Origin of the sequence: Rugosimonospora africana (assembly GCF_016862975.1) — a bacterium.
Taxonomy (GTDB): Bacteria; Actinomycetota; Actinomycetes; order Mycobacteriales; family Micromonosporaceae; genus Rugosimonospora; species Rugosimonospora africana.
Genome location: NZ_BONZ01000061.1, coordinates 27,000 through 44,097, shown reverse-complemented (window position 1 = coordinate 44,097; position 17,098 = coordinate 27,000). Strand labels below are relative to the sequence as shown.

14 protein-coding genes are annotated in these 17,098 nt (G+C 72.3%); 8 read left to right on the top strand and 6 right to left on the bottom strand.

Annotated elements, in window-relative coordinates:
- Positions 1 to 2 precede the first annotated feature (2 nt).
- Genes Raf01_RS30250 through Raf01_RS30240 form a run of 3 tightly spaced genes read right to left on the bottom strand, consistent with a single transcriptional unit; the run spans position 3 to position 1,650 of the window.
- Entirely contained in the window at positions 3 to 320 is a 318-nt protein-coding gene (locus Raf01_RS30250; RefSeq protein WP_203921458.1) for a DUF6510 family protein, read from the bottom strand.
- A complete protein-coding gene (locus tag Raf01_RS30245; RefSeq protein WP_203921457.1) occupies positions 317 to 1,084 on the bottom strand; it encodes a ferredoxin reductase in 768 nt (255 codons plus the stop codon). The genes Raf01_RS30250 and Raf01_RS30245 overlap by 4 nt, the downstream gene beginning before the upstream one ends.
- Positions 1,054 to 1,650, bottom strand: coding sequence for a sulfite oxidase-like oxidoreductase (locus tag Raf01_RS30240; protein WP_203921456.1), 597 nt, complete (start codon positions 1,648 to 1,650; stop codon positions 1,054 to 1,056). The genes Raf01_RS30245 and Raf01_RS30240 overlap by 31 nt, the downstream gene beginning before the upstream one ends.
- 257 nt (positions 1,651 to 1,907) lie before the next feature.
- Here Raf01_RS30240 and Raf01_RS30235 point away from each other — a divergent pair, with 257 nt between their 5' ends.
- The 3 genes from Raf01_RS30235 to Raf01_RS49865 all read left to right on the top strand — a co-directional run bounded on the left by Raf01_RS30235 (position 1,908) and on the right by Raf01_RS49865 (position 6,466).
- A complete protein-coding gene (locus tag Raf01_RS30235; protein ID WP_203921455.1) occupies positions 1,908 to 3,443 on the top strand; it encodes a carbohydrate binding domain-containing protein in 1,536 nt (511 codons plus the stop codon).
- 80 nt (positions 3,444 to 3,523) lie between these two features.
- The gene (locus tag Raf01_RS30230) at positions 3,524 to 4,117 is read left to right on the top strand and encodes a pentapeptide repeat-containing protein (RefSeq protein ID WP_203921454.1); all 594 of its coding nucleotides are present in this window, start codon (positions 3,524 to 3,526) and stop codon (positions 4,115 to 4,117) included.
- 102 nt (positions 4,118 to 4,219) lie between these two features.
- Positions 4,220 to 6,466 carry a prolyl oligopeptidase family serine peptidase gene (locus Raf01_RS49865; RefSeq protein WP_239134049.1) on the top strand — a complete coding sequence of 749 codons (2,247 nt, stop codon included), beginning with the start codon at positions 4,220 to 4,222 and terminating at the stop codon, positions 6,464 to 6,466.
- On the opposite strand, the gene Raf01_RS30220 is transcribed toward Raf01_RS49865, so the two are convergent.
- Positions 6,441 to 7,607 (bottom strand): low temperature requirement protein A, encoded by a 1,167-nt coding sequence (locus tag Raf01_RS30220; protein WP_203921453.1) that lies wholly within the window; start codon positions 7,605 to 7,607, stop codon positions 6,441 to 6,443. The two genes, Raf01_RS49865 and Raf01_RS30220, sit on opposite strands and share 26 nt — an antisense overlap.
- A gap of 311 nt (positions 7,608 to 7,918) precedes the next feature.
- Here Raf01_RS30220 and Raf01_RS30215 point away from each other — a divergent pair, with 311 nt between their 5' ends.
- The 4 genes from Raf01_RS30215 to Raf01_RS30200 are packed head-to-tail and all read left to right on the top strand — an operon-like array spanning position 7,919 to position 13,924.
- Positions 7,919 to 10,195, top strand: a complete 2,277-nt coding sequence (locus Raf01_RS30215; RefSeq protein ID WP_203921452.1) for an HAD-IB family hydrolase — start codon at positions 7,919 to 7,921, stop codon at positions 10,193 to 10,195.
- Positions 10,192 to 11,382 carry a zinc-dependent alcohol dehydrogenase gene (locus Raf01_RS30210; RefSeq protein WP_203921451.1) on the top strand — a complete coding sequence of 397 codons (1,191 nt, stop codon included), beginning with the start codon at positions 10,192 to 10,194 and terminating at the stop codon, positions 11,380 to 11,382. The genes Raf01_RS30215 and Raf01_RS30210 overlap by 4 nt, the downstream gene beginning before the upstream one ends.
- Positions 11,383 to 11,422: 40 nt before the next feature.
- Positions 11,423 to 13,000 carry an NPN-dependent hydroxyacid isomerase, LarAH14/15/16 family gene (larAH, locus tag Raf01_RS30205; protein ID WP_203921450.1) on the top strand — a complete coding sequence of 526 codons (1,578 nt, stop codon included), beginning with the start codon at positions 11,423 to 11,425 and terminating at the stop codon, positions 12,998 to 13,000.
- 9 nt (positions 13,001 to 13,009) lie between these two features.
- Positions 13,010 to 13,924: a lysophospholipid acyltransferase family protein gene (locus Raf01_RS30200; protein ID WP_203921449.1), complete on the top strand. Its 915-nt coding sequence runs from the start codon at positions 13,010 to 13,012 to the stop codon at positions 13,922 to 13,924.
- 56 nt (positions 13,925 to 13,980) lie between these two features.
- Here the strand turns inward: Raf01_RS30200 and Raf01_RS30195 are convergent, their stop codons facing one another.
- Both Raf01_RS30195 and larE read right to left on the bottom strand, forming a co-directional pair.
- Positions 13,981 to 14,772: a ferritin family protein gene (locus Raf01_RS30195; protein ID WP_203921448.1), complete on the bottom strand. Its 792-nt coding sequence runs from the start codon at positions 14,770 to 14,772 to the stop codon at positions 13,981 to 13,983.
- A gap of 96 nt (positions 14,773 to 14,868) precedes the next feature.
- Positions 14,869 to 15,726 carry an ATP-dependent sacrificial sulfur transferase LarE gene (gene larE / locus Raf01_RS30190; protein ID WP_203921447.1) on the bottom strand — a complete coding sequence of 286 codons (858 nt, stop codon included), beginning with the start codon at positions 15,724 to 15,726 and terminating at the stop codon, positions 14,869 to 14,871.
- Between the two features lie 52 nt (positions 15,727 to 15,778).
- On the opposite strand from larE, the gene larC reads away from it, so the two are divergent.
- Positions 15,779 to 17,095, top strand: coding sequence for a nickel pincer cofactor biosynthesis protein LarC (gene larC, locus Raf01_RS30185; protein WP_203921446.1), 1,317 nt, complete (start codon positions 15,779 to 15,781; stop codon positions 17,093 to 17,095).
- Positions 17,096 to 17,098 lie beyond the last annotated feature (3 nt).

Below are 17,098 nucleotides of genomic sequence, written 5' to 3'. Positions count from 1 at the left end.
AGTCACGCGCCGGTGAAGCCGGACGTCGCGGATTCCGGCAACGCCACCTCCAGGTAGGTCAGACCGGTCGTCGCCAGGAACGCCCGGTCGGGCGCGCGGATCACGGTGAGTAGCACCGCGTCGCAGTCCGGGCACCGGACGACCAGGCCGGGGGCGTGGTCGTACACCCGGGTCTCGGCCATCGGGGCGACCCGTCCGCAGCCCGCGCACCGCCCGCGTGCCGTGGTGATGTCCATGGTGAAGATCTCCTGGAGGATCCCCGCCGCCTCGTTGCCGTCGACCCACTCGTCGCGGTCCAGCGGGCGATCGCCTGCAGTCATGCCGCCGCCTCCCGGTCTCCCGTCGGTCCGAACCGTTCCGTCTTGATCCGCTGCGGCTCGTGTCCCTGTGCGACGAGCAGGTTCGCCGCCGCCTCCACGAAGCCGGTCGGGCCGCAGATGTACACGGCCGGGATGAAGTCCGCGGGCCACCCCACCTCGGCCAGCAGTGCCGCGTCCAGCCGGCCGGGCGGGCGCGGCCAGCCGGCCGGCGTGCCGCGGGTGTACGCGAACGCCACGTCCAGGCCGCGATCGTCGCGTACCCGGCGGGACAGCTCCTGCGCGTAGATCACGTCGTCCGGCGTCCTCGCCGAGTACACGAGCCGGAACGGCACCCGGCTGTTCGCCGCCGCCCGGCCCCGGATCATCGACATCAGCGGCACGATGCCCGAGCCGCCGGCCACCAGCAGCACCGGCTCCACGGCCTCCGGCCGCCAGGTGAAGTAGCCGCCGACCGGTCCGCGGATCTCCAGCTGGTCGCCGGCCTCGGCGACGTCCGCCAGGTACGGCGAGACCTCGCCGTCGGGTACCCGCTGCACGGTCAGCTCCAGCCGGTCCAGCTCCGGCGCCGAGGCGACCGAGTAGCTGCGCTGCGCCGCGTACCCGTCCTCGGCGGTGAGCCGGACGTCGACGTGCTGACCGGTCACGTGACCCGGCCATCCGGGCACGTCCAGCACGATCGACCGGGCGCTTTCCGTCTCGGTGCGGACCTGCGCCACGGTGGCCGGCTGCCAGGTCAGTCGCCGCTGTACCGCTGCTCGCGCCATGGGTCACCGTAGTTGTGGTAGCCGGCGCTCTCCCAGAAGCCCGGCGAGTCCTCGTGCATCAGCTCGATCCCGCGCACCCACTTGGCGCTCTTCCACAGGTACAGGTGGGGGACCAGCAACCGGGCCGGGCCGCCGTGCTCCGGGTCCAGCTCCTCCCCGTCGTACCGGTATGCCACCCATGCCTGCCCGTCGAGCAGGTCGGCCAGCGGCAGGTTGGTCGTGTACCCGCCGTACGCGTGCACCATCGCGAAGTCGGCGGCGGTGTCCACATCGGCCAGCAGGGTGTCCACGGACACGCCCTCCCAGTGGGTGCCGAGCTTCGACCACCGGGTCACGCAGTGCAGGTCGACGGTGACCGTCTCGGACGGCAGCGCGCGGAGCTCCGGCCAGGTCCAGCCGAAGCGTTGCCCGGTCTCGCTGGTCACGGTGAACTGCCACTTGTCCAGGTTGGGCCGCGGGGTCGGGCCGGCGGACAGGACGGGGAAATCCTCGGTCAGGTACTGGCCCGGCGGCAGGTTGACGTCGCGTCGGCCGCGACCGGTGAACCCGCGCGTGACTATCGCCATCTGACCCCCTCGGCGGAGAACCTACCGCATCCGGGAGCGCCGTAGCCGGCCTCCGCCGTGGCGGTCCCGATCCGTGTCAGGGACTGGCGCCCGCCTGACACCGACGTCCTCTTGGCATCGACGGTCCTCTTGACATCGATACAGAGATGGACTTCTCTTAGTTAGGTTTCCTAACCGGTACTCGTCAAAGCCCCGACACTCGTCGAAGTCTCAGCCCAGACCACGAGGATCAGCCCCAGACCACGAGGAGAGGTCCCATGCGTCGATCACGCGCACTCAGCGCCCTGGGTGCCGGTGTCGTCATCGCCGGCGCCGCCGCCGTGCTGGCGGTGACCCAGTCCGCCCAGGCGGCAACGGGCGTCCCGGTGCCCGCCCACGTCTTCGCGCCCTACTTCGAGGCGTACAACGGCGACAGCCTGTCCGGCCTGGCCCAGCAGTCCGGCAACAAGTACCTCACCATGGCGTTCCTCCAGACGAACAGCCCGGGCTCGTGTACCGCGTACTGGAACGGTGACACCGGCATGCCGATCGCGTCGTCGACGTTCGGCAGCGACATCTCCACCATCCAGTCCGGCGGCGGCACCGTGGTGCCGTCCTTCGGCGGGTACGCCGCGGACCACGACGGCACCGAGATCGCGGACAGCTGCACCAACGTCAGCTCGATCGCGGCCCAGTACGAGAAGGTCATCACGACCTACAACCTGACCCGGATCGACCTGGACATCGAGGACAACTCGCTGGGCAACTCGGCCGCGATCGACCGGCGCAACAAGGCCATCAAGCAGGTCGAGGACTGGGCGGCGGCGAACGCCCGGACCGTGCAGTTCGTCTACACCCTGCCGACCACCACCCACGGCCTGGACAGCGGCCTGGGCGTGCTGCAGAACGCGGTAACCAACAACGCCCGGGTCGACATCGTGAACATCATGACGTTCGACTACTACGACAACGCCAGCCACGAGATGGCCAATGACACCAAGACCGCGGCCGCCGGTCTGGTCAACCAGCTCGGCCAGTTGTACCCGGGCAAGTCCACCAGCCAGCTGTGGGGCATGGTCGGCGTGACCGAGATGCCGGGCATCGACGACTTCGGGGCGGCCGAGACGTTCACCACGGCGGACGCGCCCGCGGTGGAGAGCTGGGCGGTGTCGCAGGGCATCGCGGAGATCTCGATGTGGGCGCTGCAGCGGGACAACGGTGGCTGCCCCGGCACCGGCGGCTCCGACGGCTGCTCCGGCATCTCGCAGTCGACCTGGCAGTTCAGCCACACCTGGGAGGCGTTCAACTCCGGCGGCGGTACGGCGTCACCGACCCCATCGTCGACCCGCAGCGCCTCGCCGAGCCCGTCGCCGTCGCACAGCCCGACCGCGTCGCCCACACCGACCCCGACCGGCGGCGGTGGCACCGGCGTGACCAACGGCGGCTTCGAGACCGGCGCGCTGTCGCCCTGGACCTGCACCGGCGGCCTGGGCAGCGTGGTGTCCTCACCGGTGCACTCCGGCAGCAAGGCGCTGAAGCTGGCCGCCAGCAACTCCGACGACGCCCAGTGCTCGCAGACGATCCACGTGACGGCGAACCACACCTACACGCTGTCGGCCTACGTCCAGGGCGCGTACGCCTTCATCGGCACCACCGGTGCGGCCTCGGACGTGAGCACCTGGACGGCCTCCGCGCCGGGCTACACCAAGCTGTCGGTGACGTTCACCTCCGGCTCCTCCGGCCAGCTGCAGATCTGGCTGCACGGCTGGTACGGCACCGGAACCGTGTACGCCGACGACGTCACGGTCGCCTGACCGCCTGACCGCCTGACTCCAGCGGTACGACCCGGTACGGCGCGTACCCCGGTGCGCGCCGTACCGCTAACCTGTCTGGCGTGGCGGACCCGATCGAGGGCGGACAGTTCCGCGGCGAGGACTGGTACGGCGAGGATCTCGGCGACCGCCAGTACGTCGGCTGCGAATTCGTGGACATCGACCTGACCGAGGCGACCAGCACCGGTGCGACGTTCACCGACTGCGTTCTGAGTCACGTGAAGCTCAACGCCTCGCGGCACACCGCCTCCGCGTTCGTGGGCTGCACGTTCACCCGGTGCAACCTGTTCGAGGCGCGGTTGGTCGGCTGCAAGCTGATGGGCAGCACCTTCCGGGACTGCGACCTGCGGCCGCTGACCGTCGACGGCGGGGACTGGTCGTTCGTGACGCTGGCCGGCGCCGACCTGCGCGGTGCCGCCTTCCAGCGGGTACGGATGCGCGAGATCGACCTGTCCGGTGCGAACTGGGAGGGTGGCACGCTCACCGACGCCGACCTGTCCGGCGGGGTGCTGAAGGGCGTCCGGTTCACCCGGTGCGACCTGCGGGGCAGCGACCTGACCGCACTGGATCCGCGGGACGCCGCGCTCGACGGTGCGGTCATCACGCCCCAGCAGGCCGTGGTGGTGGCTCAGGCGCTCGGGTTCGAGCTGCGCTGATCGGCCGGGCCGGGACGCCGCCGTGCTCCGGCCGTCCGGCCATCGCCGTTGGCACGTCCGGCCGTGGGTGCGGGCGGCCGTCGATACGCGACAATATCCCGCGTGACCGAACAGGACCCGTACCGCTGGCTGGAGGACGTCGACGGGCGCGAGGCCCTGGACTGGGTACGGCGGCGCAGCGCGCGGACAACCGAGGGGCTGACCGGTACGCCCGGGTTCGCCGCGCTGCGCGACCGGATCCGGGAGGTGCTCGACGCCGAGGACCGGATCCCGTACACCACCTGGCGCGGTGAGCACCTGTACAACCTGTGGAAGGACCGGGAGCACCCGCGCGGGCTGTGGCGGCGCACCACGCTCGACGAGTACCGCCGGCGCGAGCCGCGCTGGGAGGTGCTGCTGGACGTCGACCGGCTGGCCGAGCGGGAGGGCGAGAACTGGGTCTGGCAGGGCGCGACGGTGCTCCGGCCGGGGTACGACCGGGCCCTGATCAGCCTGTCCCGCGGCGGCGCGGACGCGTCGGTGGTCCGCGAGTTCGACCTGACCGACCTGACCTTCGTAGCCGACGGCTTCGCCCTGCCCGAGGCCAAGAGCGACGTGGCGTGGATCGACCGGGACCGGGTGTTCGTCGGCACCGACTTCGGACCCGGATCGCTGACCTCGTCCGGGTACCCGAGGGTGGTCAAGCTGTGGCACCGGGGCACGCCGGTGTCCGAGGCGGCCCTGGTCTTCGAGGGCGGCGTCGACGACGTGGCGGTGTCCGCCGAGCACGACCCGACCCCGGGGTTCGAGCGCGACCTGGTCAGCCGGTGGCGGGACTTCTTCCACGGGGAGCGGTACCTGCGGCTGCCCGGCCCGGCCGGCGGCGGCGCGCGGCTGATGCGGATCCCGGTGCCCGACGACGCGGTCGTTGACGTGCACCGGGAGTGGCTGCTGATCCGGCCGCGTACCCCGTGGGAGCGGGGCGGCGTGCGCTACCCCGAGGGCTGCCTGCTGGCCACCCGGCTGGACGAGTTCGTCGCCGGGCGCGGCGAGCTGGCCGTACTGTTCGAGCCCGGACCGAACAACACGCTCAGTAGCCATTCGTGGACCCGTAATCACCTGATCATGACGGTGCTCGCCGACGTGCGCAGCCGGCAGGTGCTGGCCACGCCGGGTCCCGACGGCTGGTCGCTGCGCCCGCTGGCGGAGCGACCGGCCGGCGACTCGGCTGACCGAGAGGGCGACTCCGCCGACCGCGAGGGCGAGCCCACTGGTCGTCCGGGCGACTTCGTCGACCTCGCGGGTGCGGGCTCGAGAACCGACGGCGCGGCCCAGCTGGCCGGTGACACCGAGGGCTCTCTCGGGGGCGATCTCGGGCGCGATGCCGTCGGTCGCGATGCCGGGGGCCACATCGAGGGGCACACCGACGTCGCCGACACCAATCCCGACCACAGCGACGACTTCCTGCTGTCCACCAGCGGGTACACCCGGCCGGCCACGCTGCGGTACGGCACCGTCGGCGGCGGGCGGCTGGAGGTCCTCAAGGAGGAGCCGGCGTTCTTCGACACCCGGGGCATGTCGGTCCGCCAGTTCTTCGCGGTCTCCGCCGACGGCACCCGGGTGCCGTACTTCGTCGTCGGGCCGGACGGGCCCGGGCCGGCGCTGCTGACCGGGTACGGCGGGTTCGAGCTGTCCAACACGCCCCGGTACAGCGGGGTCATCGGGCGCGGCTGGCTGGAACGGGGCGGCCGGTACGTGGTGGCCAACATCCGGGGCGGTGGCGAGTACGGCCCGGCCTGGCACCACGCGGCGATGCGGGAGCGGCGCCCCCGCGCGTACGAGGACTTCGCCGCCGTCGCCGCCGACCTGGTGGAGCGGGGGATCACCACCCGGGACCGGTTGGGCATCGAGGGGGCCAGCAACGGCGGGCTGCTCATGGGAGTGATGCTCACCCGGTACCCGGAGCTGTTCGGCGCGATCGTGAGCCAGGTGCCGTTGCTGGACATGCGGCGGTACCACGAACTGCTGGCCGGCGCCTCCTGGATGGCCGAGTACGGCGATCCCGACGACCCGGCGGACTGGGCGTACCTGAGCGACTTCTCGCCGTACCACAACGTGCGCCGGGAGCGGCACTATCCGCCGGTGCTGTTCGTGACGTCCACCCGCGACGACCGGGTGCACCCGGGGCACGCGCGCAAGATGGTGGCCCGGATGGACGAGTACGCGCACGACGTCGGCTACTACGAGAACGTGGAGGGCGGCCACGGCGGCGCGGCGGACAACGGCCAGCTCGCGTTCAAGTGGGCGCTGGTGCTGGAGTTCCTGTGGCAGCGACTGGCCCGGGCTACAGCCGCTGGGTCAACCGGGTGATCTGCGGGCTGACCAGGGCGGCGTACCCGGTGAGGAGAGCCGCGGTCAGCCCGAGGAGCAGCTCCGGATCGGTGATCGTCGCGGTCAGGACGGCCATCCCCGGCACGCCGACCGCCGAGATGAGCTGGCGGCGCGGTTCCAGGTGGCCGACCGTGAACCACTGCAGCCCGGTGCCGACCAGCATCCAACCGACGAGCGATCCGCCGTACACCAGGCGGAGGGTCAGCGGCACCGTATGGTGCCCCTCGGCGATGCTCCGGACCAGTTGCCCCAGCCCCCAGCCGATGAACAGGGTGGAGGCTCCGGCCGGCGAGTGGAGGTACCCGTACGCCTGTCCGTTGCCCAGCCGGCGGACCGGCAGGCCGCTGGTCACGAACGTCGTGTAGATCCACCAGATGGCGATCGGTACGAGGATGGCGATGCCGGCCGCGGCCAGTGCGCGCCCCGGCGGCTGGGACAGCGGCACCGCCTCCCGGAGGCTGGCCAGCTCGGCCCCGAGAAGGATGATGATGAACTGCCCGAGCCGCTCCGGCAGGTGTGTGGTGTGCACCGGATGCCGGTTCAGCCAGCGCCGGCCCAGCCAGGGGGTGGCCATCTCGATCGCGAGCGCGACGATCCACAGCACCGGCCGTGTGCCCTCGGGCAGGGCGAGGGAGCCGAACCAGAGCAGCCATCCGGTGCCGAAGCCGATTTCGTAGACGGCGGCCACCTCCCGGGCCGACCGGTCGCTGGCCGCCACCCGGAGGTACATCAGCAGCAGCGCGCCGCGCACCACCAGGTATCCGACCGGCAGCAGCACGCCGTGCGGGGCGCGCTCGACGCCCAGCGCGATGATCCCGGCGCCGGCGGTCGCCACCAGCGTGATCAGGCGGTGCAGCGTGTCGTCCGCGTCGAAGCGGGTGTCGAAGTACGCCTGCCCGACCCACGCCCACTGCACCAGCAGGTAGATTCCGATCGCCGCGCCGATCTCGCCGGCCGCCGGCTGGTCGTCGGTCAGCCGGGCGGTCACTCCGGAGAGCGCGAGCACGAACACCAGGTCGAAGAACAGCTCCAGCCAGGTCGCGTGCCGTTCCTCCTCAAGGGCAGGACCGCCCGGGTACCGCAGCCCCAGCCGGGCGACCACCCGGGACAGCCGGGTCACCCCGCGTCTCCGGCCACGCCGCACTCCCCGTCCCGCCTCGACTACTTCCGGTCATCATCGCCCAGCGGCCGTCGGTGGCGGACCGGGAACCCGGAACAGGCGCCGCGACCTGGACCGCTGTCGCCGGGCGGTCGTGATCACACGAGGCCCGGTGGGTGGCGGCGGGCTCCGGCATCGTGGCGCAGGTCACGTCCGTTCGGTTGGCGCCCACCACCCTCGCCGGTAACCGCCGGGGTGGGCTACGGTGCTCGCACTGACTGCGGTGGTTCGGGGCCGGCGGTGCGATGGATGCCGGGCGGGAAGGGGTGACGGTGACGCCAGACGGGCAACAGGGCCCCCTCGGCGGCGGACACGTTCTGCTGACCGGGGCGACCGGTTTCCTGGGACAGGCGGTGCTCGAACGGCTGCTGCGCGACTGGCCGGATACCCGGGTCAGCCTGCTGATCCGCGGTCGGGGCAGCTCCACGGGCGCCGACCGGCTCGCCGGCCTGCTGCGCAAGCCGGTGTTCGCCGAGCTGCGCAAGGCGATGGGCAACGACGCGTTCGCCGAGGCGGTGCGGCAGCGGGTGAACGTCGTGGACGCCCGGCTGGGCAGCTCCGACGTGGTGCTGCCGGACGACCTCACGGTGGTCATCCACGGCGCGTCCACGGTCTCCTTCGACGAACCGATCGACGAGGCGTTCAACACCAACGTGCGCGGGGTCAAGGACCTCTACGAGGCGGTCCGCGCCGCGGGCTCGGCGCCGCACGTGGTGCACGTGTCCACGGCGTACGTGGCCGGTGCGCGCAAGGGCACCGTCCCGGAGACGTCGCTGGACCACGACGCGGACTGGCGTACCGAGCTGGCCTCGGCGCAGCGGTCGCGCGAGCAGGTGGAGCAGGATTCCCGCCGGCCGGCCGCGCTGCGCCGGGCGCTGGAGACGGCACGTGCGGAGCACGGCAAGTCGGGGCCGCAGTCGGTGGCCCAGGCGGCCGAGCGGTCCCGTGCCGAGTGGGTGGACAAGCAGCTGGTGGACTACGGACGGCTGCGTGCCCAGAGCCTGGGCTGGCCGGACGTCTACACGCTGACCAAGGCGCTGGGGGAGCGGGTCGCCGAGGAGGAGCTGACCGGAGTACTGCCGCTGTCGGTGGTCCGGCCGGCCATCGTGGAGAGCGCGCTGCGCCACCCGTACCCGGGGTGGATCGACGGGTTCAAGATGGCCGACCCGCTGATCATCGCGTACGGCCGCGGCATCCTGCCGGAGTTCCCCGGCCTGCCGGACGGCGTGCTGGACGTCATCCCGGTGGACATCGTGGTCAACGCGATCCTGGCCGCGGCCGACACTCCGCCGCCGGTGGACGCACCGGCCTACTACCACGTCGGCTCCGGCGCGCGGAACCCGCTGACGTTCCGCGCCATGCACGAGAACATCCGCGAGTACTTCACCGACCACCCGATGCCGGACGGTGGCCGGGGTCAGATCAAGGTGCCGGTCTGGGACTTCCCGGGTGCCCGCCGGGTCGAGCGGTTGCTGCGCAACGGCGAACGGGCGCTGTCGGTGGCCCAGCGTGCCCTGCTGGTGGCGCCGGCCAACTCGCGTACCCGCCGCTGGCAGGACGACCTCAAGCGCGAACAGGACCGGCTGGACTTCCTGCGCAAGTACGCGGAGCTGTACGGCGTCTACACCGAGGCCGAGGTCATCTACACCGACAACCGGCTGCTGGCCCTGCACCGCTCGCTGCCGCCCGAGCGCCAGGACGAGTTCGGGTTCGACCCGGCGATCATCGACTGGCCGCACTACCTGCAGAAGGTGCACTGCCCGACGATCACCGCCACGATGCGCCGGGCCACCTCCGGCCGCCGCTCCGGGGCGCACGCGCTGCCGGCCGTCACCGAGTCGACGGACGGCCAGCTGGTCGCGGTGTTCGACCTCGAGGGCACGATCGTCGCGTCGAACGTGATCGAGACGTACCTGTGGGCGAGGCTGGCCGACCTGCCGCGCGGCGACTGGGCCGCCGAGCTGGTCGACCTGGCCCGCCGGATGCCGCGGTACCTGTCCGCCGAGCGCCGCGACCGCGCCGAGTTCCTGCGCCGGTTCGTGCGCCGGTACGCGGGGGCGAACGAGGCGGCGCTGGCCCGACTGGTACAGGAGCGGATCGGTGACGCGCTGCTGCGCCGTGCCCGCCCCGAGGCGATCCGGCAGATCCGCAAGCACCGGGCGGCCGGGCACCGGACGGTGCTGATCACCGGCACCGTCGACGTGCTGGTCCAGCCGCTGTCCGTGCTGTTCGACGAGGTGGTGGCGAGCCGGCTGCACACCCGCGACGGGGTGTACTCGGGCTTCCTCGAGGCGCCGCCGCTGACCGGCGAGGCGCGGGCGGCCTGGCTGCGCCGGTACGCCGGCACTGCCGGAGTGGACCTGACCCGCTCGTACGCGTACGGCGACAGCTACTCCGACCGGCCTCTGCTGGAGGCGGTCGGGCACCCGGTCGCGGTCAACCCCGACCCGCAGCTGTACCGGCACGCGAAATCCCGTCAGTGGCCGGTCGCCCAGTGGACCGCCCACACGCTGCCGGCCGGCGACGCCATGGTGGAGACCCTCGCATGATCATCACTTTGGAGTACTACCGCTCACCCACCCGGTACCTGGCCGGGCGTGGTGTGACCTCGACCCGGGCGGGTGGCCGGGCGGCCGGCATGTTCGCGGCCAACCTGTCGCCGCTGCGGTTGATCAACCGGCCCGACCCGGACCGGCCCGGTCCCGGTTGGACCCGGGTACGCCCGCTGCTGTCCGGCATCTGCGGCTCCGACCTCGGGCTGCTCACCGGGCGCAACTCGCCGTACCTGTCGGCCATGGTGTCGATGCCGTTCACGCCCGGTCACGAGGTGGTCGGGGAGACCCTGGACGAGTTGGACGGCCTGCCCAAGGGCAGCCGGGTGGTGCTCGACCCGGTGCTGGGCTGCGAACCCAGGTCGGTACGCCCCTGCCCGTCGTGCGCCGCGGGCGAGCACAGCCGCTGCGACCACATCACCGCGGGTACGGTCTCCTCCGGCCTGCAGACCGGCTTCTGCGCGGACACCGGCGGCGGCTGGAGCCGGATGCTGGTCGCGCACGGCAGCCAGCTGCACCCGGTGCCCGACTCGCTGGACACCGAGCAGGCCGTGCTCGTGGAGCCGCTTGCCTGCGCGATCCACTCGGTACGCCGGGTGCCGATCCCGCAGGGCGCCAGCGTGGTGGTGGTCGGCGCCGGTACCGTCGGGCTGCTCACCGTGCTGGCCCTGCGCGAGTGCACCGAGGCCGGCCCGATCTACGTCATCGCCAAGCACGGCCACCAGCGGGAACGGGCTCGTGAGCTGGGCGCCACCGAGGTGCTGTCGGCCAACCGCGCGGCGCGTGCGCTGCGCCGGGCGACCGGCGGATTCCTGGCCCACCCGGATCGTGGCGAGGAGTTCCTGCTCGGCGGCGTCGACGTCGCGTTCGAGTGCACCGGCGGCTCCGGGCTGGACACCGCGCTGCGGCTGACCCGGGCCGGCGGTACGGTGCTGCTGTCCGGGATGCCCAACGGATCGGTGGACTTGACACCGGTATGGTTCCGCGAGCTGAACCTGGTCGGCGCGTACGCCTCGGGAGGCCGGGACTTCCCGCAGGCGCTGGAGCTTGCCGGTCAGGCGCCGCTGAAGGGATACGTCGACGCGATCTACCCGCTGTCACGGTGGCGGGACGCGATCGGCCACGCGGCGGCCGCAGGCCGGTTGGGCACCGTCAAAGTCGTGTTCGACCCGACCCGGGATTGAGGGAGAGGATTTCCATGACCGAGCTGGGACTGGTGGCGGCATGAGCAGGCCCGGATTCGTCCTGGAAGTGGACGAGCGCACGCCCGCCCTGCTGATGCACGAGGGCGAGGGCTTCCGGCTGGAGAAGCTGCCGCTGGGCAGCCGGGTGGTCTACCCGCCGGAGTCGCTGCCCGGCCTGCGCGACCTGGACGCCCACATCCGGGAGGCGCTGCTGCACCCGCTGGGGTGTGAGCCGCTGCCCGAGCTGCTGCACGCCGGCATGCGGCTGACGATCGTGTTCGACGACCTGTCGATCCCGCTGCCGCAGATGAAGACTCCGGACATCCGCCAGCGGATCATCGAGCAGGTTCTCGAGATGGCCGCCGCGGCCGGGGTCGACGACGTCGAGCTGATCGCCGGCAACGCGCTGCACCGTCGGATGACCCCGGCCGAGTTGAAGCGTACGGTCGGCGAGCGGGTGTTCCGTTCGTTCTTCCCGCACCACCTGCGTAACCACGACGCCGAGGACCGGGCCAACCTGACCGAGATCGGCACGACCAAGCACGGCGAGGTCGTGGAGATCAACAAGCGGGCGGCGACGAGCGACCTGATCGTGTACGTCAACGTCACCCTCACCGCGATGAGTGGCGGCCCGAAGTCGGTGTCGGTCGGCCTGGCGTCCTACCGCAGCCTCAAGCACCACCACAACGTGCACACGCTGCGGCACTCCCGCTCGTTCAACGACCCGCCGAACTCTGCCATGCACCACTCGTACAACCGCATGGCCGGTGTGCTGGACGAGCACGTGAAGATCTTCCAGATCGAGACGTCGGTCAACAACGACACCTTCCCGACCCAGCTCGGCTTCCTCAACAAGCGCGAGTGGGAGTGGACGCTCAAGGACCAGGCCGCGTACCTGGCCGTCAAGCGGGCCAACGACCTGACCCCGATCAAGCAGCGCCGGCAGATCTGGCACCGCACCGCCGCGCCGTACGGCATCACGTCGGTGACCGCGGGCGCGCCCGGGCCGGTGCACGAGGTGACCATGGGTCACGTGCTGCGCCAGCAGCTGACCGAGGTCAACGGGCCGTCGGACATCGGGATCTGGGGCCTGCCGTACATCTGCCCGTACAACGTCAACTCGATCATGAACCCGATCCTGATGATGAGCCTGGGTCTGGGCTACTTCTTCAACCTGTACCGGGGCCAGCCCCTGGTCCGGCCCGGCGGCGTGGCGATCTACTACCACCCGGTGCGCAACGAGTTCCACCCCGTGCACCACCCGAGCTACATCGACTTCTACGAAGAGGTACTGGCCGAGACCACCGACCCGGTGGCCATCGAGACCAAGTACGAGGAGCAGTTCGCCACCGACCCCTGGTACATCCACCTGTACCGCAACAGCTACGCCTACCACGGCGTGCACCCGCTCTACATGTGGTACTGGGGCGCCCACGCGCTGGAGCACCTGGGCCAGGTCATCGTGGTCGGCGGCGACCGGCGCACCTCCGAGCGGATGGGCTTCCGGGCGGCGTCCACGCTGGGCGACGCGCTGGAGATGGCGAAGGAGAAGGTGGGCGGCAGCCCGACCATCACCTACCAGCACACCCCGCCGCTGTCCATGGCAGACGTGAGGTAGGAAACGGCGATGGGACTGTTCCGCGAAGCCCGGGTGCTCACCGCCGGCCGTGACTGGCGGGGCCGCTCGCGTACGCCGCGCTCCGCGGCCGGCCACACCCCGCCGGACGAGCCGCGCGAGTTTCCCACCGGCTGGGCCCGCACCCCGGCCGCCCGGGTGGCCCGCCGGGGTCTGCAGCGTGGCCTGCTGACGCCGCTGACCTGGAGCCAGACCCGGCCTGAGGTGGTCGGGCTGGAGGGCCTGGCGGGGGTGACCGGGCCGGTGGTGCTGGTCGCCAACCACGCGAGCCACCTGGACACCCCGCTGATCCTGGGCTCGTTGCCGGAGCACATCGCCAAGCGCACCGCGGTCGGCGCGGCGGCGGACTACTTCTTCGACGCCCGCTGGCGCGCCGCGGCCACCGCACTGGTGTTCAACGCGTTCCCGGTCGAGCGGTACCGGTCCCGCCGGCTGCGCAGCCTGGCGCCGCAGTTGCTGGCCCGGGGCTGGAGCCTGCTGCTGTTCCCGGAGGCCACCCGCAGCGAGGACGGTTGGATGTCGCCGCTGCGGATGGGCGCCGCGCAGCTGTGCGTCACCCAGCGGGTTGCCGCCGTACCGGTGGTGCTGCGCGGCACGTACGCGGCCATGCCGCGCGGGCGCAACTGGCCGATGCGCGGCCGGCCGCGCGTGGTGGTGCGCTACGGCGCCCCGCTCAAGCCGGAGCAGGGGGAGAGTGCCCGCCTGTTCAACGTCCGGCTCAGCCAGACCGTGGCGCGGCTGTGGGCCGAGGAGGACATGGGCTGGTACGCGTCGCTGCGCGCCCAGGCGGGCGGCGACCTGGCCCTGCCGTCCGGCCCGAAGGCCGCCGAGTGGCGGCGGATGTGGGAGTCGACCCGGCCGGTCAGCCGCCCGGGTCCCGCCCCGGCCTGGCGGGACGGCGCCTGACCCGGGCGGCGGAGTCGAGGCTCGTGGCGTGCCGCCCGGCTGACGGGCGGCACGCGTCACGCCACGGCGTACGACGACGAGGCCCGGCGGACCAGGCCGAGCCCGGCCAGCCCGGGCAACCGGTCGATCTTTTCGTCGATCTGAGTGGCCAGCATCCGGCCCCGTGCGTCGCCGAGCAGGAAACGCATGAGGTGACCGGTCTCCGCCCGGGGCATCACACCGGCCCCGACCGGAGCCCAGAACCGGCGCAGCGCGAAACGGGTCAGCCGGCGGGCATGGGCCGAGCCGCGCAGGCGTTCCCGTGCCTGGCTGGCGTAGAACGCGACATGGCGGGTCTCCTGACGCATGATCCGGTCCAGCAGCCGGGTCAGTACCGGGTGATCCTCCAACTCCGCCAGCCGGGCGTACCCGGCGTGGGTGGACCACTCGTTGATCGCGCCCCAGGTCATGTGTACCGCCACGAAGTCGGCGCCGATCAGGTTGGCGATCAGCGACGTACCGACCGGGGTCAGCCGGTCCCGCCAGCCGAGCCCCTCGCGGACCTGGCGGATGTGCCCGTCGCCGGTCGGGATCCCGTGCGCCGCCAGCACCCGGGCCAAGGCCTCGCCGTGCCAGTACTCCTCGTAGGCCCACATGGTCAGGAACGTCGTCACCTCGGGGTCGGCGTGCGACGGGGTCACCAGGAGGTCACGCAGGTAGCAGACGGTGTGGTTCTCGATGTCGCACATGTACCGCAGGCAGCGCAGGGCGCCGGCCGACAGTGGGCGCTCGGTGAACGACGCGTAGTCGAGGTCGTCGAAGCCGACCGGACTGACGGTCCTGGCGTAGGTGTCGGTGTCGAAAGCCATACCCGTGGTTCGGGGCGGGCGGTGAAGCGGATTGGTGCGACTGGTCTGGGTCGCGGCGCGGCGGCAGACGCGCCGAGCCAGACTGGTCGTGAACCGTCAGCCGTCTCGCCAGCGGGCCGGATCGGGCAGCAGCTCGTTCATCGACCCGGAACGGAAGGCGGTCACGCTCAGCGGAACCCCGGCGAATCCGGCCTCGGTGATCGCGTCGGCCAGTGCCGGATCGTCGCGTGCCGGCTCGACCAGGTCCGCGTCCAACTCCACCCGTACCGCGCTGCCCAGGTCCCGTACCCGCAGGTCGCGTACCTCGTGCCGGCTGGCGAGCACCCGGCGTACGGCGGCCTCGGCGCGGTCCACCCGGGCCAGCCGGGCGGGGCTGATCGTCACGCCGTACGCGATCCGGCTGGACAGGCAGGCGGCCGCCGGCTTGTCCCAGGTCGGCAGGTCCCAGAGCCGGGCGATGCCGCGCACCGCCGCCTTGTCCAGCCCGGCGTCGGCCAGTGGCGTGCGCGCTCCGCGCTCGGCCGCCGCCCGGATGCCCGGCCGGAAGCCGGCCGCCAGGTCGGAGGCGTTGGTGCCGGTCACCACGCTGTGGAAGCCGTGCGCGGCGGCGTGCTCCCGGGCGGCGTCCAGCAGCGTGCTCTTGCAGAAGTAGCAGCGGCGCGGGCCGTTTTCGCGATAGCCCGGATTGCTCATCTCCTGGGTGGCCACGGAGACCTGGGCGACACCCAACCCGGCACAGAACTCGGCGGCGGCGTCACGCTCGGTGCCCGGCAGCGCGTCCGACACCGAGGTGAGCGCGGCGACATCGGCGGTACCCAGGGCACGGACGGCGGCGGCCAGCACCACACTGGAGTCCACGCCGCCGGAGAAGGCGACCAGGGTCCGGCCGTAGCCGGCGAACTCGGCCACCAGCCGGTCGGCGAGCGGGCCCACATCACGGCTGGGGGAGTGCATGGCGCAACCGTACCGGAGATCATCGGGGAACGCTGCGGCGGAGGACACGCCGGTGGGCGGCACACCAGTGCGGGCCGGTGACGTGCGCGCTGACGGGTCGGGGCAGCCCGACGCTTCTGGCGCGGCGCGTCGGGCGCCGCGCGACGACCCAGGCCAGTCGGTCCTTTGGATCGACGCGGGCAACGGCGCCGCCGGGGACATGCTGCTCGCCGCGCTGCTGGACGCCGGTGCGGACCTCGACGCGGTACGGGCGGGCCTGTCCACCCTGCCGGTCGAGCCGATCGAGCTGGCCCTGGAGCCGGTACGCCGGCACGGGCTGCGGGCAGCGGCGCTGACGGTACGGGTGGGCGACAGCTCGACCGAGCGGCACCTGTCCGATGTCGTCCGGATCGTCACCGGCGCCCGGATTCCTGAGCCGGCACGCGCGTTCGCGCTGGCCACGTTCGACCGGCTGGCCGCCGCCGAGGCGCGGGTGCACGGCATCGGCCCGGAGCAGGTGCACTTCCACGAGGTCGGCGCGCTGGACGCGATCGCCGACGTGGTCGGCTGCTCGCTGGCCCTGCACCAGCTCGGGCTGCTCGACGCGCCGGTACGGGTGGTGTCCCCGGTGGCCGTCGGCTCGGGTACGGTGCGCTCCGCCCACGGTCCGCTGCCGGTACCGGCGCCGGCCGTTCTGGAGCTGCTCACCGGTGCCGGGGCGCCGGTCCGGGCGCACCGGGCCGAGTTCGAGCTGTGTACGCCGACCGGTGCCGCCCTGCTCGCCACCCTGGCCACGGACTGGGGCCCGGTGCCGGACTGCGTACCCCGGGCGGTCGGCGTGGGGGCCGGCCGGGCCGATCCGGAAAGCCACCCCAACGTCCTGCGGGTACTCGTCGGCCAGAGCCGTACGGCGGTGCCGGACTGGCAGGAGGGCACCCTGTACCAGCTGGAGACCACGGTCGACGACCTCGATCCGCGGATCTGGCCCGACCTGCTCGACCAACTGCGCACGGCCGGCGCGGCCGACGCGTGGTGCACCGCCGTGCTGATGCGTAAGGGCCGGCCCGGTCAGGTGCTCACCGTGCTGGCCGAGGCGGACCGGGTCGACCTGCTGTGCCGGATTGTGTTCGAGCAGACCACGACGCTGGGCATCCGGGTCGGCCAGGTACGCCGGCGCTCGTTGCGCCGCGACCAGGTCGAGGTGCCGGTGGGCGGCGGTGTGGTGCACGTGAAGCGGGGCTTCCTCGGCGACCGGCTGGTGACCCGGCAGCCGGAGTACGACGAGCTGCTGGCGGCCTCCCGGCGCACCGGGACGCCGATGGCCGGTCTGCTCGCCGAGCTGGACCGGGCGCTGGACGACCCGCACGGCGGGACCGCAGACCAGTCATAGACC

Excerpts from the sequence above, each read along its gene's own strand:
- Raf01_RS30250 (WP_203921458.1), bottom strand. The coding sequence starts at position 320 with ATGACTGCAGGCGATCGCCCGCTGGACCGCGACGAGTGGGTCGACGGC.
- Raf01_RS30245 (WP_203921457.1), bottom strand. The coding sequence starts at position 1,084 with ATGGCGCGAGCAGCGGTACAGCGGCGACTGACCTGGCAGCCGGCCACC.
- Raf01_RS30240 (WP_203921456.1), bottom strand. The coding sequence starts at position 1,650 with ATGGCGATAGTCACGCGCGGGTTCACCGGTCGCGGCCGACGCGACGTC.
- Raf01_RS30235 (WP_203921455.1), top strand. The coding sequence starts at position 1,908 with ATGCGTCGATCACGCGCACTCAGCGCCCTGGGTGCCGGTGTCGTCATC.
- Raf01_RS30210 (WP_203921451.1), top strand. The coding sequence starts at position 10,192 with ATGATCATCACTTTGGAGTACTACCGCTCACCCACCCGGTACCTGGCC.
- larAH (WP_203921450.1), top strand. The coding sequence starts at position 11,423 with ATGAGCAGGCCCGGATTCGTCCTGGAAGTGGACGAGCGCACGCCCGCC.
- Raf01_RS30200 (WP_203921449.1), top strand. The coding sequence starts at position 13,010 with ATGGGACTGTTCCGCGAAGCCCGGGTGCTCACCGCCGGCCGTGACTGG.
- Raf01_RS30195 (WP_203921448.1), bottom strand. The coding sequence starts at position 14,772 with ATGGCTTTCGACACCGACACCTACGCCAGGACCGTCAGTCCGGTCGGC.
- larE (WP_203921447.1), bottom strand. The coding sequence starts at position 15,726 with ATGCACTCCCCCAGCCGTGATGTGGGCCCGCTCGCCGACCGGCTGGTG.